16 protein-coding genes and 3 pseudogenes are annotated in these 22,025 nt (G+C 71.9%); 10 read left to right on the top strand and 9 right to left on the bottom strand.

The genetic code is table 11. From position 1 onward, the window contains the following. Positions 1–110: 110 nt before the first annotated feature. A pseudogene (locus ACH4F2_RS05330) lies at positions 111–230 on the top strand (DUF6204 family protein); the annotation flags it as partial. On the opposite strand, the gene ACH4F2_RS05325 reads toward ACH4F2_RS05330, so the two are convergent. From ACH4F2_RS05325 to ACH4F2_RS05290, 8 genes and pseudogenes are all read right to left on the bottom strand, one after another. Continuing rightward, the gene (locus ACH4F2_RS05325; protein WP_398131340.1) at positions 202–813 is read right to left on the bottom strand and encodes a GNAT family N-acetyltransferase; all 612 of its coding nucleotides are present in this window, start codon (positions 811–813) and stop codon (positions 202–204) included. The pseudogene ACH4F2_RS05330 and the gene ACH4F2_RS05325 overlap by 29 nt on opposite strands. A gap of 47 nt (positions 814–860) precedes the next feature. After that, positions 861–1,787: an LD-carboxypeptidase gene (locus ACH4F2_RS05320; protein ID WP_398131584.1), complete on the bottom strand. Its 927-nt coding sequence runs from the start codon at positions 1,785–1,787 to the stop codon at positions 861–863. An 11-nt stretch (positions 1,788–1,798) separates the two neighbouring features. After that, positions 1,799–3,766 (bottom strand): prolyl oligopeptidase family serine peptidase, encoded by a 1,968-nt coding sequence (locus ACH4F2_RS05315; protein ID WP_398131339.1) that lies wholly within the window; start codon positions 3,764–3,766, stop codon positions 1,799–1,801. A gap of 47 nt (positions 3,767–3,813) precedes the next feature. After that, positions 3,814–5,136, bottom strand: a complete 1,323-nt coding sequence (locus tag ACH4F2_RS05310; protein ID WP_398131338.1) for a M20/M25/M40 family metallo-hydrolase — start codon at positions 5,134–5,136, stop codon at positions 3,814–3,816. Beyond that, positions 5,129–5,962, bottom strand: a complete 834-nt coding sequence (locus tag ACH4F2_RS05305; RefSeq protein ID WP_398131337.1) for a M55 family metallopeptidase — start codon at positions 5,960–5,962, stop codon at positions 5,129–5,131. The genes ACH4F2_RS05310 and ACH4F2_RS05305 overlap by 8 nt, the downstream gene beginning before the upstream one ends. A gap of 106 nt (positions 5,963–6,068) precedes the next feature. Continuing rightward, positions 6,069–6,260, bottom strand: a pseudogene (locus tag ACH4F2_RS05300) (SAM-dependent methyltransferase); the annotation flags it as partial. Positions 6,261–6,533: 273 nt separating this feature from the next. Further along, positions 6,534–8,933 (bottom strand): MFS transporter, encoded by a 2,400-nt coding sequence (locus ACH4F2_RS05295; protein WP_398131336.1) that lies wholly within the window; start codon positions 8,931–8,933, stop codon positions 6,534–6,536. Positions 8,934–9,093: 160 nt separating this feature from the next. Continuing rightward, positions 9,094–9,537 (bottom strand): SRPBCC family protein, encoded by a 444-nt coding sequence (locus ACH4F2_RS05290; protein WP_398131335.1) that lies wholly within the window; start codon positions 9,535–9,537, stop codon positions 9,094–9,096. Positions 9,538–9,697: 160 nt separating this feature from the next. Between ACH4F2_RS05290 and ACH4F2_RS05285 the strand changes: the two genes are divergently transcribed. The 4 genes and pseudogenes from ACH4F2_RS05285 (at position 9,698) to ACH4F2_RS05270 (ending at position 13,541) form a co-directional block, all read left to right on the top strand. Further along, positions 9,698–10,744: an Rv2578c family radical SAM protein gene (locus ACH4F2_RS05285; protein ID WP_398131334.1), complete on the top strand. Its 1,047-nt coding sequence runs from the start codon at positions 9,698–9,700 to the stop codon at positions 10,742–10,744. 195 nt (positions 10,745–10,939) lie between these two features. Then, on the top strand, positions 10,940–12,523 hold the full coding sequence (locus ACH4F2_RS05280; protein WP_398131333.1) for an alpha/beta hydrolase: 1,584 nt from the start codon (positions 10,940–10,942) through the stop codon (positions 12,521–12,523). A gap of 84 nt (positions 12,524–12,607) precedes the next feature. Continuing rightward, positions 12,608–13,006 carry a RidA family protein gene (locus ACH4F2_RS05275; protein WP_398131332.1) on the top strand — a complete coding sequence of 133 codons (399 nt, stop codon included), beginning with the start codon at positions 12,608–12,610 and terminating at the stop codon, positions 13,004–13,006. 32 nt (positions 13,007–13,038) lie between these two features. Continuing rightward, positions 13,039–13,541, top strand: a pseudogene (locus ACH4F2_RS05270) (GNAT family N-acetyltransferase). Between the two features lie 5 nt (positions 13,542–13,546). Here the strand turns inward: ACH4F2_RS05270 and ACH4F2_RS05265 are convergent. After that, positions 13,547–14,134, bottom strand: coding sequence for an adenylosuccinate lyase (locus ACH4F2_RS05265; protein ID WP_398131331.1), 588 nt, complete (start codon positions 14,132–14,134; stop codon positions 13,547–13,549). A gap of 383 nt (positions 14,135–14,517) precedes the next feature. Between ACH4F2_RS05265 and ACH4F2_RS05260 the strand changes: the two genes are divergently transcribed. The 5 genes from ACH4F2_RS05260 (at position 14,518) to ACH4F2_RS05240 (ending at position 22,023) form a co-directional block, all read left to right on the top strand. After that, a complete protein-coding gene (locus tag ACH4F2_RS05260) occupies positions 14,518–16,323 on the top strand; it encodes a 3-hydroxyacyl-CoA dehydrogenase family protein (protein WP_398131330.1) in 1,806 nt (601 codons plus the stop codon). Between the two features lie 163 nt (positions 16,324–16,486). After that, positions 16,487–17,302: a TetR/AcrR family transcriptional regulator gene (locus ACH4F2_RS05255; RefSeq protein ID WP_398131329.1), complete on the top strand. Its 816-nt coding sequence runs from the start codon at positions 16,487–16,489 to the stop codon at positions 17,300–17,302. A gap of 326 nt (positions 17,303–17,628) precedes the next feature. Further along, entirely contained in the window at positions 17,629–18,972 is a 1,344-nt protein-coding gene (gene ccrA / locus ACH4F2_RS05250) for a crotonyl-CoA carboxylase/reductase (protein ID WP_398131328.1), read from the top strand. 10 nt (positions 18,973–18,982) lie between these two features. Then, positions 18,983–21,010 carry a protein meaA gene (locus ACH4F2_RS05245; RefSeq protein WP_398131327.1) on the top strand — a complete coding sequence of 676 codons (2,028 nt, stop codon included), beginning with the start codon at positions 18,983–18,985 and terminating at the stop codon, positions 21,008–21,010. Beyond that, positions 21,007–22,023, top strand: a complete 1,017-nt coding sequence (locus tag ACH4F2_RS05240; RefSeq protein ID WP_398131326.1) for an HpcH/HpaI aldolase/citrate lyase family protein — start codon at positions 21,007–21,009, stop codon at positions 22,021–22,023. The genes ACH4F2_RS05245 and ACH4F2_RS05240 overlap by 4 nt, the downstream gene beginning before the upstream one ends. Positions 22,024–22,025: the final 2 nt, after the last annotated feature.

The raw sequence follows: 22,025 nt of genomic DNA, 5'->3' as shown, positions 1-22,025 counted from the left end.
CCCTGGAGCGCGATGAGGAGGCCATCGATGTGCGGAAGACGGAGGTGTGGCCACAGGGTAAAAGAACCGCGGCCCACCTGGGCGCCCACATCTGCTTCGAGGACGAGACCGCCGAGGACCGGGCGGAGACGACGCTGCGCGGGCTCGGCTACGGGTTCCGTGAGCTGCGGTCGACGGTGACGGACCTGGACACGATGAAGATCAACCGGAAGTCACGGTCTCGGCGGTGATCGCCCAGCGCTGGTGGTCGCGCCAGGCCCCGTCGATGTAGAGCATCCTCGGCGAGAAGCCCTCCAGGTGGAAGCCGCAGGCGCGGGCCAGCGCGATCGAGGCGGCGTTGCCCGGCTGCACGTTGATCTCCAGCCGGTGCAGGCGCATCGGACCGAAGGCGTACCGCACGACGAGGCCCAGCCCCTCGCGCATCAGCCCGCGGCCTGCCGCGTGCGCGAAGGCGCCGTAGCCGAGCGCGCCGCTGCGGAAGCCACCCTCGACGATGTTGTTGATGTTGACGAACCCGGCGATGGAACCACCGCCCGCCCCGTCGCCGCCCGCACCGCCCCAGCCCGCTCCGCCGCCGTCCGTCCCTCCCGCGTCCTTCTCGCACACCAGGAAACCGGCCTTGGCCGGGTCCTCGATCAGCCGCGCCACGTAGGCGTCGTACGCCCGGGCGCTGTCCGGCGGGAAGAGCCACGGGTGGTGCAGGTCCTTGCTCTGACGGGCCCGGGCGGTGAACTCCGCGCCGTCCTCGTAGGTGAAGTGCCGTACGACCACACGGGGGCCCTCGGCGAGGAGGCGGGACGGTGTAGGCGGCATTCCGTCAGCCTACGACGCCGGGGCGCCGCGCGCGGAGCGGGGCCCGGTCAGCGCAGCGCCGGCCCGTCCAGCGTCAAGGTGCCCGCCTCCGCGTCGAGTTCCGCCATTACACCGAACGGGACGGTCAGCGCCCCCTCGCCGTGTCCGAAGCCGAAGTCCTCGACGACCGGCACACCGAGGCCGCCGAGCCGGTCGGCCAGCATCGGCCGCAGCCGCTCGTAGGGCTCGCACTCGTGCCACGAGCCGAGCAGCACGCCGCCGACCCCGTCGAGCAGGCCTGCGCGCAGCAGCTGGGTGAGGTAGCGGTCCAGCCGGTACGTCTCCTCGCCCACGTCCTCCAGGCACAGCAGCCCGCCGCGCGCGGAGGGACGGGCGTGCGGGGTGCCCAGTTCGGCGGCGAGCAGGGCGAGGCAACCGCCGAGGGTGACTCCGCGCGCCCGGCCGGGGACCATCGGCGTGCTGCCGCCGGAGGCGATCACGCGTACCGTCTCGGGGGCGAACAGGGTGGCCTTCAGGTGCTCCTGCGCCCGCGTGTTCTTGAGGAAATCGATCCCCGCGGCCATCGGCCCGTGCAGCGTGACCAGGCCCAGCCTGGTGGCGAATGCCTCGTGCAGCGCGGTGATGTCGCTGAAGCCGACGAGCACCTTCGGCCCGGCCGCGCGCATCGCCTCCCAGTCGAGCAGGTCGGTCATGCGCTGGGCGCCGTACCCGCCGCGGGCGCACAGCACCGCGTCCACGGACGGGTCGCACCACGCGGCCTGCAGGTCGGCGGCCCGGTCGGTGTCCGTGCCCGCGAGGTAGTCGAAGACCTGGTGGCGGTCCAGGACGTGCGGTGCCACGACGGGGTCGAGGTCCCAGCCCCGCAGCACGTCCAGGCCCGCCTGCAGCCGCTCCTCGGGCACGGGGCCGCTGGGCGCGACGACGGCCACCCGGGCGCCGGGGGCGAGCCGGGCGGGCCGGGTCAGCTCGCTCAGCTTCCCCTCCCTCACCTGCTCAGCTCCAGGGTCGGGATGCCGCGCGGAGTGAGGCCGAAGACCTGGGCGTAGAGGGAGAGTTCGGCCTCCAGGGCACGCACCATTGTCTCCGCCCGGCGGAATCCGTGCCCCTCGCCCTCGAAGGTGAGGTACGCGTGCGGCACCCCCCGGCCGTCCGTGCGGGCGAGGAACCGCTCACACTGCACGGGCGGGCAGATCACGTCGTCCAGGCCCTGGAGCAGCAGGAACGGTGCGGTGACCCGGTCGGCGTGCTCGGCGGGCGACCGCTCGACGTACCGGGCGGGCACCTCGGCGTAGGGGCCGATGAGGCTCTCCAGGTACTGCGACTCGAAGTCGTGGGTCTCCCCCGTACCCCAGCCCGTCAGGTCGAGGATCGGATAGATGACCGTCCCGCAGGCGTAGACGTCGGTCGTGGTCAGTGAGGCGGCGGCCGTCCAGCCACCGGCACTGCCGCCGCGGACGGCGAGCCGCTCCCGGTCGGCGGTGCCCTCGTCCGCCAGGGCGAGTGCGACGGCCGCGCAGTCCTCGACGTCGACGATGCCCCACTGCTCGCGCAGCCGGTTGCGGTACTCCCGGCCGTGCCCGGTCGAGCCGCCGTAGTTGACCTCCGCGACGCCGATGCCGCGCGAGGTGAAGTAGGCGATCTCCAGGTCGAGGACGAGCGGTGACCGGCTGGTGGGCCCCCCGTGCGCCCAGACGACGTACGGCGGCAGCTCGCCGTCCGGTGCGGGGCAGCCGGGGTTGTGCGGCGGATAGATGTGGGCGTGGATCTCCCGCCCGGCGGGTCCGGTGAAGGTGCGGATCCGCGGTTCGGGGTAGTACGCCGGGTCCACGGCGTCTTCGTGCGGTGCGCCGACGACTCTGGCCCGGCCGGTACGGACGTCCAGCTCGACCACCTCGTAGGCGCTGCGCGGGCTCGCGCCGACGCCCACGACCCGCTCGCCGTGGGCGGCGAGAGTGGCCGCGAACTCGGTCCAGGGGCCCGCCGCGTCGACGACCTCGCCGGTCTCCGGGTCGAGTATGCCGAGGGCGGCGGCGCCACGGCCGTGCACGACGGCGATCAGCCCGCTGTCCAGCGGCGCGAACCAGCGCTGGCCGAGCTTCCACAGCGGCCCGCCGAACTCCTCCTCCCGGGCGCACAGCGGCTGCCCGTCGCGGTAGAGGTTCCACCAGCCGGTACGGTCGGAGGCGTACAGCAGGGCGCCGTCGGGGGCCCAGTCCGCCTGGGCGATCGACTCCTCGGGGCCGCCGGCGACCGTCCGCGCGTCACGGAACGTGCCCTCGGGGCCGACCTCGGCGACGATCAGCTCGGTGCCGTCCCAGGGCATGCGCGGGTGGTCCCAGGCGAGCCAGGCCGCGCGCCGCCCGTCGGGCGAGAGACGAGGGCCGGTGACGAAGCGGTGCCGGTCGTCGGTGAGTTCACGGACCGCGTCCCGGTCGCCGGCCGCCGAGCCGTCCAGCGGCACCGCCGCCAGGACCCGGCGCACGTCGCCGGGCCCGTCGCCGGTGAACTCCTCCAGGACGCACCACACCTCGCCACGCTCGGCACGCACGTCCGGCTCGGCCCAGCGCAAGCCGCCGCCCTTCGGCGAGACGGGCGTCAGCGGACGCGGTTCACCGCCGCCCGGCTCGTAGGCGTACAGCCGCTGATCGGCGAAGTTCGCGAAGACCACCAGCGGCCCGGACTCGGTCATGTGCGCCGCCCAGGGCCGGCCGCCGTACTCGATGACGCGGCTGCGGACGTTCCACGGCGCGGGCAGCACCTGCTCCTCGGTGCCGTCGGGAAGTCGCCGCACCAGGGTGCGCCGCCCGCCCTCGGCGGGCCGGGGCACGGTCCACCACACCTCGTCACCGACGAGGCCCACGTCGTCGGGCCGTCCGTCGTGCGCGGCGGCGAGGGCCGCGTCGATGGGCGAGGGCCACGATCCGTACGCCAGGGTCGGCACTGACTTCCCCACTTCTCCTCCAGATCCTCTTCGAGCGGGCCCCGGGGTGTCGCTGTCCGCTACGCCGTGCGCAGGAACCGGTCGAGGACGCGGACGCCGAAGCGCAGCGCCTCGACGGGGACGCGTTCGTCGACACCGTGGAAGAGGGCCTGGTAGTCGAAGCCCTCGGGCAGCTTGAGCGGCGCGAATCCGTAGCCGGTGATGCCGAGGCGCGAGAACTGCTTGGCGTCCGTGCCGCCGGACATGCAGTACGGCACCACGTGCCCCTCCGGGGCGAACTCCTCGACGGCGGCGCGCATCCGGGCGTACGTCGGCGAGTCCACCGGCGCCTGGAGGGCTACCTCGCGGTGGGCGAACTCCCAGGCGACGTCCGGCCCGGTGAGCCGGTCGAGGGTGGAGCGGAACTCGTCCTCGCAGCCGTGCAGGAAGCGCCCGTCGACGTAGGCGACGGCCTCCCCGGGGATGACGTTGACCTTGTAACCGGCGTCCAGCATGGTCGGGTTGCTGCTGTTGCGGACGGTGGACTCGACCAGCCCCGCGGCAGGCCCCAGCTTGTCGAGCAGCGCGTCGACGTCGCGCAGGTCGGTCTCGATGCCGTACACGGCGGCGAGTTCACTCAGGGCCGCGCGCACGGTCGGGGTCAGGCGCAGCGGCCATTCGTGGTCACCGATGCGGGTGATCGCCGCTGCGAGCCGGGTGACCGCGTTCTCCCGGTTCACCTTGGAGCCGTGGCCGGCCCGCCCCCGCGCGGTGAGCTTGAGCCAGCCCGTGCCGCGCTCTCCGGCGGCGATCGGGTAGAACTGGCGGCCGGAGCCGTCGTGGAAGGTGAACGCCCCGGACTCGCTGACGCCCTCGGTGCAGCCCTCGAACAGGGCGGCGTGCCGGTCGGCGAGGAAGCCGGAGCCGTCCTCGGCGCTGGCCTCCTCGTCCGCGGTGAACGCGATGACGATGTCGCGCCGGGGTCGTACCCCCTGCCGGGACCAGTCGCGCACGACGGCCAGGATCATCGCGTCCATGTTCTTCATGTCGACGGCGCCGCGCCCCCAGACGACCCCGTCGCGGATCTCCCCGGAGAACGGGTGCACGCTCCAGTCGGCGGCCTCGGCGGGCACCACGTCGAGATGGCCGTGCACGAGCAGCGCACCGGCCGACGGGTCGGTGCCCTCGATCCGGGCGACGACGTTGGTGCGTCCCTCGGTCCGCTCCAGCAGCGTGGGTTCGATCCCGGCCTCCGCGAGCCGCGCGGCGGCGTACTCGGCGGCGGGGCGCTCCCGGCAGTCGCCGCCGCCCCGGTTCGTCGTGTCGATCCGGATCAGCTCGGAGGTGAACCGCACGACCTCGTCCAGCGCCCGCGCGTCCACGCCCCCGGGACACTCAGCCATACTGCTCCTCCACCGCGGCCGAGGCGATCGTGGTGACCGCCTTGAAGGTACGGATCGCCTCGAACATGGTGTCGTGGGTGTACGCCACCTTCCGCTCCCCGACGCGGGCCACGCCCGGCACGACGGTCGAGGCCGCCGCCAGGTGCTCGGCGTCGAACTCCACCGCGACGGTGAACGGCCCGCCGCTCACCGGCTCGTGCCGCACCGCGAGCGCCGCCGCCTCCTTGGCCGCCGCCCGGATGTCGGCAGCGGTCCTGGCCGGCGTGCGGCACACGGCTGCGTACCGCGACACATGGTCCTTGACCGCGACCTTCAGCGCCTCGGGCGCGTACCCGAGGGCGTCCTCGCACGCCACGTCGTCCCCGGTGACCAGCACCACCGGCACCCCGTACTCGGCGACGACGTGCGCGTTGAGCAGCCCCTCACTCGCCCGTACGTCGTTCAGCCACACGCCGGTGATCTGGTTGGCGAGGTAGGTGTGCGCGAGGACGCCCTCCATGCCGGCGCCCGCGTGGTACCCGATGAACGCGATGCCGTCCACGTCCCCGTGCTGGACGCCCTCCACCATGGACAGCGCCTTGTGCCGGCCGGTGAGCATCTGCGTCCGCTCGTCGAGCTGCTCCAGGAGCAGGTTGCGCATGGTCCAGTGCGCCTCGTTGACGAGCACCTCGTCGGCACCGCCGTCGAGGAAACCCAGCACGGCGGCGTTCACGTCCGAGGTGAACATCGACCGGCACCGCTCCCACTGCGGCGTCCCCGGCAGCACGTCGGCCGGCCAGGTGACACCGGTGGCGCCTTCCATGTCGGCGCTGATGAGGATCTTCATGCTGCGCCACGTTACGCGGTCGTGCCGAACCGCAGCCAGGCCTGTGGAAAACTCTCACCGGCCCAGACCAATGGCTGGTCACCGCCTCGTGCACCCGGCACTCGTGCCGCCCCGCCACCACCCACTTCGACGGCAGTTCGATCCGTGTGCCGTCCGGTGTGCACTCCGTGCTGATCAGCGGGAGTTCGCCGCTCGCCAGGGCGGGGAGGCCGGCCGCGCGGAGGTACTCGGGTACCGCCTCGTCGGGGACCGCGCCGGGAGTCAGGCCGTGGCGGAGGACGGGCGCGAGCTCGGCCGGTCCGTCGCGGTCGACCACGACGACGGCCGGCTGGACACGGCCGGCGACGGGATCCGCGGGCACGGCGCCGGGTCCGGCCCGGCGGCCGGGAGGTGTGTGCCGCTCGGTGCCATGGTCCATGGCGCCAGGCCCTCCCTCCCCACGGCTCCGCAGGATCTGTGTCACCGGCCACCGCCGTACGGCGGTGGCCGGTGACCATGTGCGGCAACGGGGGAATCCTGGCGCGCGAACACACCGGCGCGCGCCCGCGCGCCCGCGCGCCGGTGCCCGGTCTCAGTCCTCGTGCCCGAGCTGGAGGTCGCGTTCCGTGCGGCCGCCGCCGGCCATCTGGAGCACGGTCGCGACGGGCGGGTAGCCGGCGGCGATGACGGTGTACTCGCCGGACGACAGATCGACGAACCGGAAGGTTCCGTCGGGCCCGGTGGTCAGCGTGTCGACCACGTTGCCCGCCGCGTCGAGCAGTGTCACGCGCGCGTCCTCCACGGCCCGTCCCCCACTGGCGCGCACGGTGCCGCGCAGCACGGCGCCGCCGGCCAGCTCGACGTCCTGGCGGGTCTCCCGGGCGGCCTGGACGCTGACGGGCAGCGCGGCCGGGCGGAAGGCGGGGGCGCTGCCGGCGAGGGTGTACTCGCCGGCCACCAGCTCGGTGATGACGTAGCCGCCCTCCCGGCCGCTGCGGGTGGTGGCGACGACCTCGCCGTGGACGTTGGTGAGCGTGACGGTCGCGTCGCGTACGGGGCTGCCGTCCGCGGTGAGCACGCTGCCGGCGAGGCGGCCGGCGCCGCCCAGGACCACGTCCAGTTCCACCGGGCGTTCGCCTACGGTCACGGAGACGGCCTGCGGCTGGTGGCCGCCTGCCGCGGCGATCAGGACGTACGACCCCGAGCCGGGCGTGGCCAGCGCGTACCGTCCGTCGTCGCCGCTGGCGCCCCGGCCGATCTGCTGCCCGCCGACGTCGATGAGGGTGAGCGCCGCGCGGGGCACGACGGTGCCGTCGGGATGCTGCACCGTGCCGCAGACGGGGATGCCGGCGGCGTACGGCGATCGGGCCTGTGGGACGGGGGCGACGTACTGTGCGGTCTCCGGCTCGGTGACGGGGGCGTTGTGGGACACCAGGGGTTTCTCCTTGAGGAAGAAGGCGATGAGCAGCCCGAGGACGAGCACCGGCACCAGGTAGAGGAAGATCCGCGGCATGGCGTCGGCGTACGCCCCGATGTAGGCGTCGCGCAGCGCCGGGGGCAGGGAATGGACGAGTTCCGGGGTGATGGCCTCGGCGTCGGGCAGTCCGGCGCCCGCCTCGGCGGGGAGCCGGTCGGCCAGGGCGTCGGTGAGCCGGTCGGCGAAGAGGGTGCCGAAGATGGCCGCGCCGACGCTGCCGCCGATCTGCCGGAAGTAGTTGTTGGCACTGGTGGCGGTGCCGAGGTCGGTGGGGCGCACGGAGTTCTGCACGGCGAGGACCAGGACCGGCATCACCATGCCGATGCCGGCGCCGAGGACGGCCATCCAGATGCTGTAGTGCAGGCGGGGCGTGTCGGCGTCGAGCCGGGACAGCAGCCACATGCCGACGACGGACAGGGCGCTGCCGAGGATCGGGTGGGAGCGGTAGTGCCCGGTGCGAGTGATGAGCTGTCCGGAGATGATCGAGGCGCCGACGATGCCGCCCATCATCGGCAGCATCAGCAGACCGGACTCGGTGGCGGTGGCGCCGTCGACCATCTGCAGGAAGGTCGGCAGGTAGCTGGCGGCGCCGAACAGGGCGATGCCGATGACGAGGCCGACCAGGCCGGTGACGTTGAAGACGGAGTCCCGGAACAGCCGCAGCGGGATCAGCGGTTCGGGCGCGAAGCGCTCGGCGACCAGGAAGAGGACGGTGGCCCCGGCCGCTCCGGCGGCGAGTCCGAGGATGACCGGCGAGCCCCACTCGTACTCGGTGCCGCCCCAGCTGGTCAGCAGCACCAGGCAGGTGGAGGCGGCGGCGAGCAGCAGCGCGCCGAGGATGTCGAGACGGGGCTTGACCCGCGGCCTGGGGAGCTTCAGGACGACGGCGACGACGGCCATGGTGACCAGGCCGAAGGGCACGTTGATGTAGAAGCACCAGCGCCAGGACAGGTGGTCGGTGAAGTAGCCGCCCAGCAGGGGGCCGGCGACCGAGGCGAGTCCGAAGGCGGCACCGATCAGGCCCATGAACCGGCCGCGCTCGCGGGGCGGCACGATGTCCGCCATGATCGCCTGCACACCGATCATCAGGCCGCCCGCACCGACGCCCTGCACGGCGCGGAAGGCGATCAGCTGGTCCATGCTCTGTGCCCGGCCGGCGAGTGCCGAGCCGACGACGAACACCAGGATGGCGAACTGGAAGACGCCCTTGCGTCCGAAGAGGTCGCCGAGCTTGCCGTAGATCGGCAGGCCCACGGTGGAGGTGAGCAGGTAGGCGGTGATGGCCCAGGACATCTTGTCCAGGCCGTGCAGCTCGCCGACGATCTTCGGAAGCGCCGTGGCGACGATCATCTGCTCCAGTGCCGCGAGCAGCAGCGCCAGCATCAGACCGACGAAGACCAGCCGGACCCGACGCGGACTCAGCCCGGCGTCCCACTCCGGCCCGGGAGCGGGGGGCTCGGGAGGCGTCGGGGGTGCGGCGGCCGGTTCGTCCTGCACCAGAGTGATCCCGCCCACGTCCCGCTCCCCTCGTCACACCTGCTCACAATTGCCACCTGATGCGACAACTGCGAACAAGTGCGAAGAGTTACGGCATACGGCGGTATCTCACGGGGATCACTCGAACCGGTGAGGCGGCCGGCGACCGCTCAACGGCCGCACGGAGCCTGCCCTTTGACTACTTCTCGACCTCGGCGGCGAGCTTGGCGAGCATCGCGTCGTAGATCCGGGCGAGCCCCTTGGGCGCGAAGGTCTTCTCGAAGAAGCCGCCGACGCCGCCGGCGCCCTGCCAGGTGGTGGTGACGACCACGCGGGACTTGCCCTCCCCGGCCGGGGTGACCCGCCAGGTGGTGACCATGGAGGAGTTGCGGTCCTTCTCGACGAGTTCACCGTCGGTCGGCTCGGTGACCTCCATCAGGCAGTCACGGACGCGCTTGCTGGTGGCTTGGAGCTTCCAGTGCACGAGGGTGCCCTCGCCGTCGCCGCCCTCGCGGACCTCGTACTCGCTGAAGTGCTCTGGCAGCAGCTTCGCGCGGGTGCCGCTGTAGTCGGCGAGGGTGTCGAACACCGTCTCCGCGTCCGCTGCGACGATCCGCTCCGTCTCCGCCTCGACCTGCGCCATCGGGTTCCTCCAGGGCCTGGTTCTCGGGGTCGGGGCAAGCCAACCACCCCACCGCCCGGCCACCAAATCGGGGGGCGCGAAGCGGCCCCGCGCGACTCGTCGACACGATCAAGGGAACAAATGTTCTATTGTGTGGGCGCAGCACTACCGAGGAGGCGCCATGCGCTGGGAGAACCTCACGGACTCCGACCACGCCCGGGCCGCCGACCCCGCGCTTTTCGGCGCGGACGCGGTCACCACCCGCACGTTCGACACGCCCGAGTTCCGCGGCATCACCTTCCACGAGGTGCGGGCCCGTTCGATCCTCAACCGGGTGCCGGGCGCCTCGCGCATGCCGTTCGAATGGACGGTGAATCCCTACCGGGGCTGCACGCACGCGTGCGTGTACTGCTTCGCGCGCAAGACGCACGGCTACCTGGACCTCGACACGGGGCTCGGCTTCGACTCCCAGATCGTCGTCAAGGTGAACGCACCCGAGCTGCTGCGACGCCAGCTGGCGTCGCGCCGCTGGCAGGGCGAGCACGTCGCGATGGGCACCAACGTCGACTGCTACCAGCGCGCCGAGGGCCGCTACCGGCTGATGCCGGGCATCATCGCCGCCCTCACCGAGCGGGCGAACCCGTTCTCCGTCCTGACCAAGGGCACTCTGATCCTGCGCGACCTGGACCTGCTGACGCGGGCGGCACGGGTGACGGACGTGGGGATCTCGGTCTCGGTCGGCTTCACCGACACCGAGCTGTGGCGCACCGTGGAGCCGGGGACACCCGCGCCGGAGCGCCGCCTGGAGGTCGTACGGACCCTGGGTGAGCACGGCATCGGCTGCGGGGTGCTGATGGCACCGGTCATCCCGTTCCTGAGCGACGAACCGGCCCGACTGCGCGCCACCGTACGCGCCATCGCCGCCGCGGGTGCCACCTCGGTGACCCCCCTGGTGCTGCATCTGCGGCCGGGCGCCCGGGAGTGGTTCATGGCCTGGCTCGGGCAGCACCACCCGCACCTGGTGCGCCGGTACGAACGGCTGTACGCGGAGGGCGCCTACGCCCCGAAGTGGTACCAGCGCCGCATCACGCGCCAGGTGCACGACCTGGCACGGGAGTACGGCATCGGGCCCGCGCGCGCGGGGACGCCGCGACGGATCGAGGAGCCTGGACAACCGCGGCCCGCCGGGCCCGCGGCGACCGAGCCGGTACAGCTTTCACTCCTCTGACGCCGGCCGGGAGCGCACGGGGATGTCCGGCTTGTCCGGGGACATCTGGACAGATTTGGGAGCATTCGAGGGCATCTGCCGACCCAATTGGGTCAAGTGTGAACAGGACGCGTTCTTCTGGAGACACTCTCCGGGACGATGCCGCGAGGACCGCGACCCGCGCGGACCGCAGCCTCTCCGTCCCGGAAGGACGTCATGAGACAACGCGCAGCCGTGCTGTGCGGCGCCGCAGTCATCGCCGCCGGGACCGTCACTGCCACCTCCGCCGAGGCGGGCGGACCGCACCCCGCCGGCACCTCGCACACCGCGGAGCCCAGTTGGCAAGAGTGCGGCACGGACGACTACCCGACGCTTCAGTGCGCGTCCCTCACGGTGCCGCTCGATCACGCGCGTCCGGACGGGAAGCAGATCGCGCTGGCGCTGTCCCGCGTCCCGCACACCGCCGGGAAGTACCAGGGGCCGTTGCTGGTCAACCCGGGCGGCCCGGGCGGCAGCGGGCTGACGCTCGCCGGGTTCGTGGCGTCCTCGCTGCCCGCCGAGGTGGCCGCGCAGTACGACGTCATCGGCTTCGACCCGCGCGGCGTGGGGCAGAGCGAGCCCGCTCTGAACTGCCGGCCGGGCCACTTCGACCCGGTGCGCCCGGACTCCGTCCCCGCGACCCCGGCCACCGAGAAGGCCAACCTCACACGCGTGAAGTCCTTCGCCGACGCGTGTGGCGAGAAGTACGCGGACGTGCTGCCGTACATCGACACGGTCAGCACCGCACGGGACATGGACGCGATCCGCACGGCACTCGGCTCACAGAAGATCAACTACTTCGGTTACTCGTACGGCACCTACCTGGGCGCCGTGTACGCGAAGCTCCATCCGGACCGGGTGCGGCGCCTGGTTCTGGACTCCGTCGTCGACCCGACCGGCGTCTGGTACGAGGCCAATCTGGGCCAGGACCTCGCCTTCGACGACCGCCACCGGGACTTCCTGGCCTGGATCGCCGAGCACGACGCGGTGTACGGGCTGGGCACCGCCCCGGAGCGGATCGAGGCCACCTGGTACGCGACGCGGGCGGCGCTGGCGAAGAAGCCGGCGGCCGGGAGGGTCGGCGCCTCGGAGCTGGAGGACACCTTCCTGCCCGGCGCCTACTACAACGGCTACTGGCCCTACCTGGCGGAGGCGTTCGCCGCGTACGTGAACGACGGGGACACCGGCCCTCTCGTCGAGGCGTACGAGGACTTCGGGGCGGTGGACGCCCCCGGCGACAACGGTTACAGCGTCTACACGGCAGTGGAGTGCCGTGACGCCGTCTGGCCGCGCGACTGGAACGAGTGGCGCGACGACAGCTGGAACCTGCACGAGAAGGCGCCCTTCATGGTGTGGAACAACGCCTGGTACAACGCGCCGTGCGCGTTCTGGCCCACGGCCTCGCGTCAGCCGGTGGACGTCGCCAACCGCGAGCTGCCGCCGGCGCTGCTCTTCCAGGCGACCGATGACGCGGCCACCCCGTACGAGGGCGGGGTCACCGTACACGGGCTGCTGCGCGGCTCCAGCCTGGTGGTGGAGGAGGACGGCGGGAACCACGGCATCACGCTGAGCGGGAACACCTGCCTGGACGAGCACCTGGCCGCGTACCTGGCCGACGGCACCGTGCCGCGGGGCAGCGGCGGCGAGGCGGACGCGGTGTGCCCGGCACTGCCCGGCCCCGAGCCGCTGGAGGAGTCCGGGGCGGGGCCCACGTCCTCACTCGGGTCGACGCTGCACGGGCTGCTCGGCTTCCGGGGTTAGCCGGTCCCCTGCTGAACGGCCCGGCCGGCAGCCGCCCGACGGCCCGTCGGAGGCGTTGTCAGTGCCGTGGTCCACCATGGACGTATGAGTGAGCTGACCAGGATCCCCGCCCCCGACGGCGTCGCACCCGCCGCCCAGTACGCCCATGTCGTCCTCGGTACCGGGCGCTTCGTGGCCGTCTCCGGCCAGCTCGCCCTGGACGAGGACGGCGAGCTTGTCGGACAAGGCGATCCGGCGGTCCAGGCCCGTCAGGTCTTCGAGAACCTGCGCCGGTGCCTGGCGGCGGCCGGCGCGACCTTCGACGACGTGGTGAAGCTGACCTTCTTCGTGACGGACATGGCGCACATGTCCGCGATCCGCGCCGCCCGCGCCGAGCACATACCCGACGACCGGCTGCCGGCCGCCTCGGCGGTACAGGTCGCGGGGTTGGTCCGACCGGAGTTCCTGATGGAGATCGAGGCGTTCGCGGTCGTGGCCGGGTGAGCGGGCCCGGGGCACGGGTGCGGGTGCGGGAGATGACGCTCGACGACTGCGACCGTGTCTCCGCGATCCGGGTCCGGGGCCGGCAGACGGCGTGCCGGGGTCTCGTGCCTCAGTCGTACCTGGACGGGCTCGACGTGAGCGAGGACGCCGAGCGGCGCCGTGACCTCTTCCCCCGCACCCCGGACGACGTGGTGAACCTGGTCGCCGAGGACGACGGCGGCGAGGTCGTCGGCTGGTCCTGTCACGGCCCTTCCGGGACGGCGAACTGCTCACCGCCGACGCCGAGTCGTACGCGCTCTACGTCGACGCCGGGCGTCTCGGCACCGGTGTGGGGCACGCCCTGCTCCGGGAGTCGGCGCGCCGGTGCGCGGCCGCCGAGCACGCGCGCATGCTCCTGTGGGTACTCGAGGGCAACGCCCGCGCCCGGCACTTCTACGGACGGGCGGGCTTCCGCGCCGACGGGGCCGAGAAGCCGTTCGAGGTGGAGGGGGCCGCCGTGCCCGAGGTGCGCTACGCCAGGTGCCTGACCGGCTGAACGGCTCACCGCGACCCCGGAATCCGCGCCAGCGCCCGTACCGCCTCCTTGGCCAGGGCCGGGTGGGCGAGGGCCTCGTTCAGGACGGGGCCGGCGCGGTCGTCGCCGAGCGTGCCGAGGCCCTCGACGCAGGCGAGCGCCACACGCCGGTACGGGTCGTGCGGGCGCAGCCGCCGCTCCAGCGTGGTGATGAGGGCGGGCACCGCCTCGGGGGCCCGCAGTTCGACGAGCAGCCGCACCGGATGCAGGGCGTAGGCGACCCGCAGTTCGTTGGTGGCGAGGGCCGCTGCGGCGCGGGCGGTGCGGGGGTCTCCGAGCCGGGCGAGGGCGTGGGCGGCGGAGGCGCAGCGCGGTGGGTCGCGGTGGTTCAGCAGCAGCACGAGCGATTCGAAGGCCCGCCGGTCCCCTGCCACGCCCAGCCGGAACGCGGCCAGTTCCCGGGCCCAGAGCGGGTGCCCCGGCTCACCGAGCACCGCGGCCAGCTCGTCCAGGTCCCCGGTCGCCACAAGACGGTCGTACGCCGCCGAGGCGCCCGGCCCGTCACCCGACTCGACCCGTAAGCGTTCCGTGAGCGCTCGCAACTCTTCGTCCATGACACCGAGGTTAGGGGCGTCACAGGGCGTGTGGGACGTACATCACGAACACCGAGGGCTGGCGCGCTCGTTACCCGCGAGTTAATCTCAGACGAGCGAGTTACCCACTCGCCGCAACTCCTCCCGGTGGCTTGGTGACGCAGCCGCCGCGAGAGCAGTCGGTTCGGTACCCACGCAATCGGGTACCGCAGTACGACTCGGCCTCGGGACAGGGCCGGTCGGAAATCACCGCCGGTCGGCGTGGGCACGCCCTCCGACGCGGCACCGGGCGTGTGCGCCAGTCAGCCCGGCAACACCCGCACCCCCTCTTCACGCACCCGGTGCGCCCCTCGGCGCTTCCGGGCGTGTTCCCGTCGTCACCCTCAATTTCCTGGAGTCCCGCGATGGCCACTCCCCTGTCCGACACCCCTCTGTCCCCGCTCCGGACCATCGCCGTCGTCGGCCTCGGCACCATGGGCACCGGCATCGCCGAGGTCCTGGCCCGGGCCGGCCGTGACGTCGTCGGCATCGACATCAGTGAGGCGCAGGCCGTCGCGGCCGTCGCCGCGCTGGAGTCCTCCACCGCCCGTGCCGTAGAGCGCGGACGCCTTACCGGACGGGAGCGCGCCGACGCCCTCGCCCGCGTCCGCACCTCCACCGACCTGCGGGCGGCGGCCGACGCCGACCTGGTGATCGAGGTGACCCCGGAGTCGTACGAGGTCAAGCAGCAGGTGTTCCGGGAGCTGGACGGGATCGTGCGTCCCGGGACGATCCTGGCGACCGGCACCAACGCGCTGTCCGTGACACGGCTGGCCGCCGACTCGGCCCGCCCGGAGCGGGTGCTGGGCCTGCACTTCTTCAACCCGGCCCCGGCGATGAAGCTGGTGGAGGTCGTCTCCTCCGTGCTGACCGCGCCGGGCGCCGTCACGGCCGTCACCGACCTCGCCCTCGACCTCGGCAAGGAGCCCGTCGCGGTCGGCGACCGGCCCGGATTCGTCGCCGACGGCCTGCTGTTCGGCTACCTCAACCAGGCCGCGGCGATGTACGAGGCGAACTACGCCTCCCGCGAGGACATCGACGCCGCGATGCGGCTCGGCTGCGGCCTGCCGATGGGGCCGCTGGCCCTGCTGGACCTGATCGGCGTGGACACCGCGCGCACGGTCCTGGAGGCCATGTACGCCGCCTCCCACGACCGCCTGCACGCCCCGGCGCCGATCCTGAAACAGCTCAGCGAGGCGGGCCTGACGGGCCGCAAGGCAGGGCGTGGCTTCTACACCTACGAGGCGCCGGGCGGCGCGGTCGTCGTACCGGACTCCCTGACCCCGCGCACGAGCGACAACCCGGTGGCCGGCCGTCCCGTCCGCGCGGTGGGTGTCGCGGGCTCGGGCACCATGGCGTCCGGCATCGCCGAGGTGTTCGCCAAAGCCGGGTACGAGGTCGTGCTCGCCGCCCGCAGCACGGAGAAGGCACAGACGGCCAAGGCCCGGGTCGGCAAGTCCCTGGCCCGCGGCGTCGACAAGGGCAGGCTGACCGCCGAGGCCGCCGCTCAGGCGCTGGAGCGGATCACCCCGACGGGCACGTACGACGACTTCGCCGACGTCGATCTGGCGGTGGAGGCGATCGCCGAGGACCTGGAGGTCAAGCGGCAGCTGTTCGCCACACTGGACAAGGTCTGCAAGCCGGGCGCCGTGCTGGCCACCACCACCTCCTCGCTGCCCGTCGTCGCCTGCGCCCGCGCCACCTCGCGCCCGCAGGACGTGATCGGCATGCACTTCTTCAACCCGGCGCCGGCCATGAAGCTGGTCGAGGTGGTCCGCACCGTGCTGACGGCCGACGACGTGCACGCCACCGTCCGCGAGGTCTGCGCGAAGATCCGCAAGCACGCCGTGGACTGCGGCGACCGGGCCGGGTTCATCGTGAACGCGCTGCTGTTCCCGTACCTCAACAACGCCGTGAAGATGGTCCAGGAGCACTACGCGACGCTCGACGACATCGACGCGGCGATGAAGCTGGGCGGCGGCTACCCGATGGGCCCCTTCGAGCTGCTCGACGTGGTCGGGCTGGACGTCTCGCTCGCCATCGAAAAGGTCCTGCACCGCGAGTTCCGCGACCCCGGCCTGGCACCGGCGCCGCTGCTGGAGCACCTGGTGGCCGCGGGCTGCCTCGGCCGCAAGACGGGCCGCGGCTTCCGCGAACATGCCCGCCGCTGACTCCGGTCCCGGCGGCCGGTCCCGGCCCGCGGAGGACTGGGGCGGACTGCTCGGTCCGGGCGGGCCTCCCCCGCCCTCCCCCGGCGGGCCTCCCCCGTCCTCCCCGGGCGGGGGAAACCCCGGTCACGCGCATGATCGCGCGCACATGCAGTACGTTCGGGTCATGTCCCAGCCCGTCAAGTCCTCACGTACACCTGCTACGCCCGACGCGCCGGAGAGCGCGGCCGGCAGCCGGGCCGCCGCCCAGCGGCTCAAAATGCGCCGGGAGCTGGCGGCTGCGGCGATGGAGCTGTTCGCGGCCAAGGGGTACGAGGCGACCACCGTCGACGAGATCGCGGCCCGCGCCGGCGTCGCCCGCCGCACCTTCTTCCGTCACTTCCGCTCCAAGGAAGAGGCGATCTTCCCGGACCACGACGACACCCTGGTGCGCGCCGAGGCGGTGCTCAACGCGGCGCCCGCGCACGAGCATCCGCTCGACACGGTGTGCCGGGGCATCAAGGAAGTCATGAAGATGTACGCGGCCCGGCCGGAGATCTCGGTCGCCCGCTACAAGCTGACGCGTGAGGTGCCCACCCTGCGCGAGGCGGAGATCGCGTCGGTGGCCCGCTACGAGCGCCTGTTCACCCGCTATCTGCTCGGCCACTTCGACGAGCACGCGCACGACGACGACGCCAACGACGACCCGCTGCTGGCCGAGGTCGCCGCGTCCGCCGTGGTCACCGCCCACAACCACGTACTGCGGCGCTGGCTGCGGGCGGGCGGGCAGGGTGATGTGGAGACCCAGCTCGACCACGCTTTCGCGATCGTACGGAAGACGTTCGGTACGGGCATCGGCGCCGGGCGCGGTACGGCCTCCGCCGCACGGCCGACCGCCTCCTCGGCCTCCGTGCAGGGCGAGGTACTGGTGACGGTCGCACGTACCGACGCACCGCTGCACGAGGTGATGCGCACCATCGAGCAGGCACTCAAGGAGCGCTGAACCCCGCTTCGCCCACTGTGACAACGGCCACCCGTCGGGTGGCCGTTTTTGCATGTCAGTGCCCCTTTTCAGGGGCTCCTCGGTCCCCGTTCGATCGATCATCGCTCATCTGTCGCGTAAAGATTTCATCTGAGAGCAATTTCTGGCACTCAGTGCCTTGCGGGGTGACACGGGGTGTCATACGTTGAAGGTGTCCGGGCTGTCCCCGCATCTCATCCCCTGCGCGCCCGAACGCCTGCGTCACAGGCACCCTCACCCACCCTCATCAGCACCGACGTAACCCTCAGCGCCCCTTCCCCGGGGCGCTCACCGCCGGAGGCAACACCGTGACCGTGAAGGACATCCTGGACGCGATCCAGTCGACCGACTCCACGCCGGCCGACATCGCCGCCCTGCCGCTCCCCGAGTCGTACCGCGCGATCACCGTGCACAAGGACGAGACCGAGATGTTCGCGGGCCTCGAGACCCGCGACAAGGACCCGCGCAAGTCGATCCACCTGGACGAGGTGCCGGTGCCCGAGCTGGGCCCCGGTGAGGCTCTGGTGGCCGTCATGGCCTCCTCGGTCAACTACAACTCGGTGTGGACCTCGATCTTCGAGCCGCTTTCGACGTTCGGCTTCCTGGAGCGCTACGGCCGCACCAACGAGCTGGCCAAGCGCCACGACCTGCCGTACCACATCATCGGCTCCGACCTGGCCGGCGTCGTGCTGCGCACCGGCCCCGGCGTCAACGCCTGGCAGTCCGGCGACGAGGTCGTCGCGCACTGCCTCTCCGTCGAGCTGGAGTCGTCCGACGGCCACAACGACACCATGCTCGACCCGGAGCAGCGCATCTGGGGCTTCGAGACCAACTTCGGCGGCCTCGCCGAGATCGCGCTGGTGAAGTCCAACCAGCTGATGCCGAAGCCGGACCACCTCAGCTGGGAGGAGGCCGCGGCCCCCGGCCTGGTCAACTCCACCGCCTACCGCCAGCTGGTCTCCCGCAACGGCGCCGGCATGAAGCAGGGCGACAACGTGCTCATCTGGGGCGCGAGCGGCGGCCTCGGCTCCTACGCCACCCAGTTCGCCCTGGCCGGCGGCGCCAACCCGATCTGCGTCGTCTCCAGCGAGCAGAAGGCGGACATCTGCCGGGCGATGGGCGCCGAGGCGATCATCGACCGCAGCGCCGAGGGCTACAAGTTCTGGAAGGACGAGACCACCCAGGACCCGAAGGAGTGGAAGCGCTTCGGCAAGCGCATCCGCGAACTGACCGACGGTGAGGACATCGACATCGTCTTCGAGCACCCCGGCCGCGAAACCTTCGGCGCCTCCGTCTTCGTCACCCGCAAGGGCGGCACCATCACCACCTGCGCCTCCACCTCGGGCTACATGCACGAGTACGACAACCGCTACCTGTGGATGTCCCTGAAGCGCATCATCGGCTCCCACTTCGCCAACTACCGCGAGGCCTGGGAGGCCAACCGGCTCATCGCCAAGGGCAGGATCCACCCGACGCTGTCGAAGGTGTACTCCTTGGAGGACACCGGCCAGGCGGCGTACGACGTCCACCGCAACCTCCACCAGGGCAAGGTCGGCGTGCTGTGCCTGGCGCCCGAGGAGGGCCTGGGCGTGCGCGACGAGGAGAAGCGCGCCCGGCACGTCGACGCCATCAACCGCTTCCGGAACATCTGAGGAGCGCCGCATGACCGATCGCCAGAAGGACCGGCCGTGGCTGATGCGGACCTACGCCGGCCACTCCACGGCCGAGGCGTCCAACGAGCTGTACCGGCGCAACCTCGCCAAGGGCCAGACGGGTCTGTCGGTCGCGTTCGACCTGCCGACCCAGACCGGCTACGACTCCGACCACATCCTCGCCCGCGGCGAGGTGGGCCGGGTCGGGGTGCCGGTGGCGCACCTCGGTGACATGCGCCGGCTGTTCCAGGACATCCCCCTGGAGCAGATGAACACGTCGATGACCATCAACGCCACGGCCATGTGGCTGCTGGCGCTCTACCAGGTCGTCGCCGAGGAGCAGGGTGCGGACATCATCCGGCTCCAGGGCACGACCCAGAACGACATCGTCAAGGAGTACCTGTCCCGGGGGACGCACGTCTTCCCGCCGGGGCCGTCGCTCCGGCTGACGACGGACATGATCGCGTACACGGTCTCCCACATGCCGAAGTGGAACCCGATCAACATCTGCAGCTACCACCTGCAGGAGGCGGGCGCCACGCCGGTACAGGAGATCGCGTACGCCATGTCCACCGCGATCGCCGTGCTGGACGCCGTGCGCGACGGCGGCCAGGTGCCCGAGGAACGCATGGGCGACGTCGTCGGCCGCATCTCCTTCTTCGTGAACGCGGGCGTCCGCTTCGTCGAGGAGATGTGCAAGATGAGGGCCTTCGGGCGGATCTGGGACCGCGTCACGCGTGAGCGCTACGGCATCGAGAACCCCAAGCACCGCCGCTTCCGCTACGGCGTCCAGGTCAACTCCCTCGGCCTGACCGAGGCCCAGCCGGAGAACAACGTCCAGCGGATCGTCCTGGAGATGCTGGCCGTCACCCTCTCCAAGGACGCACGCGCGCGCGCCGTGCAGCTGCCGGCCTGGAACGAGGCGCTGGGCCTGCCCCGGCCCTGGGACCAGCAGTGGTCGCTGCGCATCCAGCAGGTGCTGGCCTACGAGAGCGACCTGCTGGAGTACGGCGACCTCTTCGAGGGCTCGAAGGTGGTCGAGGCGAAGGTGGACGAGCTGGTCGAGGAGTCGCTCGCCGAGATCGAGCGCATCCAGGAGATGGGCGGCGCGATGGCCGCCGTCGAGTCCGGCTACCTCAAGTCGCAGCTGGTCGCCTCGCACGCCGAGCGCCGGGCCCGGATCGAGTCGGGCGAGGAGAGGATCATCGGGGTCAACGCCTTCGAGGGCACCGAGCCGAACCCGCTGACCGCCGACCTGGACACCGCGGTCCAGACGGTCGACCCGGCGGTGGAGGCCCGTGTCGTCGCCTCGCTCCAGCACTGGCGGGACACCCGGTACCAGCCCCCCTTCAACCACCCGCGCCCCTGCAAGGCCCTGGAGAAGCTGAAGGAGGCCGCCAAGGGCACCGGCAACCTCATGGAGGCCACCCTGGAGTGCGCCCGCGCCGGCGTCACGACCGGCGAGTGGGCCGGGGCACTGCGCGAGGTGTTCGGCGAGTTCCGCGCCCCGACCGGTGTCTCCTCCGCCCCGGTGGCGGTCGCCGCCGAGGAGGGCTCGGCCCTGGCCGAGGTGCGCCGCAAGGTGGATCTGACGGCCAAGGACCTGGGCGTCGGCAAGCTGCGCTTCCTGGTCGGCAAGCCCGGCCTGGACGGCCACTCCAACGGCGCCGAGCAGATCGCCGTGCGGGCCCGCGACGCCGGGTTCGAGGTGGTCTACCAGGGCATCCGGCTCACCCCGGAGCAGATCGTGGACGCCGCCCTCGCCGAGGACGTGCACGCGGTGGGCCTGTCCATCCTGTCCGGCTCGCACGCCCAGCTGGTGCCGGACGTCCTCGAACGGCTCCGTGTGGCCGGTGCCACAGACATACCGGTGATCGCCGGTGGCATCATCCCGAACGGTGACGCCGAAGAACTGCGGGCCGCGGGAGTGGCCGCGGTCTTCACCCCGAAGGACTTCGACATCACCGGCATCATCGGCCGGATCGTCGACGAGATCCGGAACGCGAACAAGCTCGACCCCCTGGAGGTCCCCGCATGACGACCGCCCACCCGTCGCCCGCCACCACCCTTCCGACGAGCGGCTCCGCCGCACACCTCCCGAACCGTCTTCGCCCCCGGCGTTCCTGCCTGGCCGTACCGGGCTCGAACCCCCGCTTCCTGGAGAAGGCGCAGGGACTGCCGGCGGACCAGGTCTTCCTCGACCTGGAGGACGCCTGCGCGCCGCTCGCCAAGCCGGAGGCACGGCACACGATCGTCAAGTTCCTCAACGAGGGCGACTGGACCGGCAAGACCCGCGTCGTGCGCGTCAACGACTGGACGACGGAGTGGACGTACCGCGACGTCGTGACGGTGGTGGAGGGCGCCGGCCCGAACCTCGACTGCATCATGCTGCCGAAGGTCCAGGACGCCCAGCAGGTGGTGGCGCTCGACCTCCTCCTCACCCAGATCGAGAAGACGATGGGCTTCGAGGTCGGCCGCATCGGCATCGAGGCGCAGATCGAGAACGCGCAGGGCCTGAACAACGTCAACGAGATCGCGCAGGCCTCCCCGCGGACCGAGACCATCATCTTCGGCCCCGCCGACTTCATGGCGTCCATCAACATGAAGTCCCTGGTCGTGGGCGAGCAGCCGCCCGGCTACCCGGCGGACGCCTACCACTACATCCTGATGAAGATCCTGATGGCCGCCCGCGCCAACAACCTCCAGGCGATCGACGGCCCCTACCTCCAGATCCGCAACGTCGACGGCTTCCGCGAGGTCGCCGGCCGCGCCGCCGCGCTCGGCTTCGACGGCAAGTGGGTGCTCCACCCCGGCCAGGTCGACGCGGCCAACGAGGTCTTCTCGCCCTCGCAGGAGGACTACGACCACGCCGAGCTGATCCTGGACGCGTACGAGTACTGCACGTCCGAGGCGGGCGGCAAGAAGGGCTCCGCGATGCTCGGTGACGAGATGATCGACGAGGCCAGCCGCAAGATGGCCCTGGTCGTCGCGGGCAAGGGCCGCGCCGCCGGTATGCGGCGCACGTCGAAGTTCGAGATCCCGGAGGGCTGAGC

Source organism: Streptomyces sp. NPDC017890, from assembly GCF_044328675.1.
GTDB lineage: Bacteria > Actinomycetota > Actinomycetes > Streptomycetales > Streptomycetaceae > Streptomyces.
The sequence above is the reverse complement of the archived record's forward strand: the minus strand, read 5'-3'. Positions and strand labels throughout refer to the sequence as shown.

Coding starts and splice junctions, on each gene's coding strand:
- ACH4F2_RS05325 (WP_398131340.1), bottom strand. CDS start 813: ATGCCGCCTACACCGTCCCGCCTCCTCGCCGAGGGCCCCCGTGTGGTC.
- ACH4F2_RS05310 (WP_398131338.1), bottom strand. CDS start 5,136: ATGGCTGAGTGTCCCGGGGGCGTGGACGCGCGGGCGCTGGACGAGGTC.
- ACH4F2_RS05305 (WP_398131337.1), bottom strand. CDS start 5,962: ATGAAGATCCTCATCAGCGCCGACATGGAAGGCGCCACCGGTGTCACC.
- ACH4F2_RS05290 (WP_398131335.1), bottom strand. CDS start 9,537: ATGGCGCAGGTCGAGGCGGAGACGGAGCGGATCGTCGCAGCGGACGCG.
- ACH4F2_RS05285 (WP_398131334.1), top strand. CDS start 9,698: ATGCGCTGGGAGAACCTCACGGACTCCGACCACGCCCGGGCCGCCGAC.
- ACH4F2_RS05280 (WP_398131333.1), top strand. CDS start 10,940: ATGAGACAACGCGCAGCCGTGCTGTGCGGCGCCGCAGTCATCGCCGCC.
- ACH4F2_RS05275 (WP_398131332.1), top strand. CDS start 12,608: ATGAGTGAGCTGACCAGGATCCCCGCCCCCGACGGCGTCGCACCCGCC.
- ACH4F2_RS05265 (WP_398131331.1), bottom strand. CDS start 14,134: ATGGACGAAGAGTTGCGAGCGCTCACGGAACGCTTACGGGTCGAGTCG.
- ACH4F2_RS05260 (WP_398131330.1), top strand. CDS start 14,518: ATGGCCACTCCCCTGTCCGACACCCCTCTGTCCCCGCTCCGGACCATC.
- ACH4F2_RS05255 (WP_398131329.1), top strand. CDS start 16,487: ATGTCCCAGCCCGTCAAGTCCTCACGTACACCTGCTACGCCCGACGCG.
- ACH4F2_RS05245 (WP_398131327.1), top strand. CDS start 18,983: ATGACCGATCGCCAGAAGGACCGGCCGTGGCTGATGCGGACCTACGCC.
- ACH4F2_RS05240 (WP_398131326.1), top strand. CDS start 21,007: ATGACGACCGCCCACCCGTCGCCCGCCACCACCCTTCCGACGAGCGGC.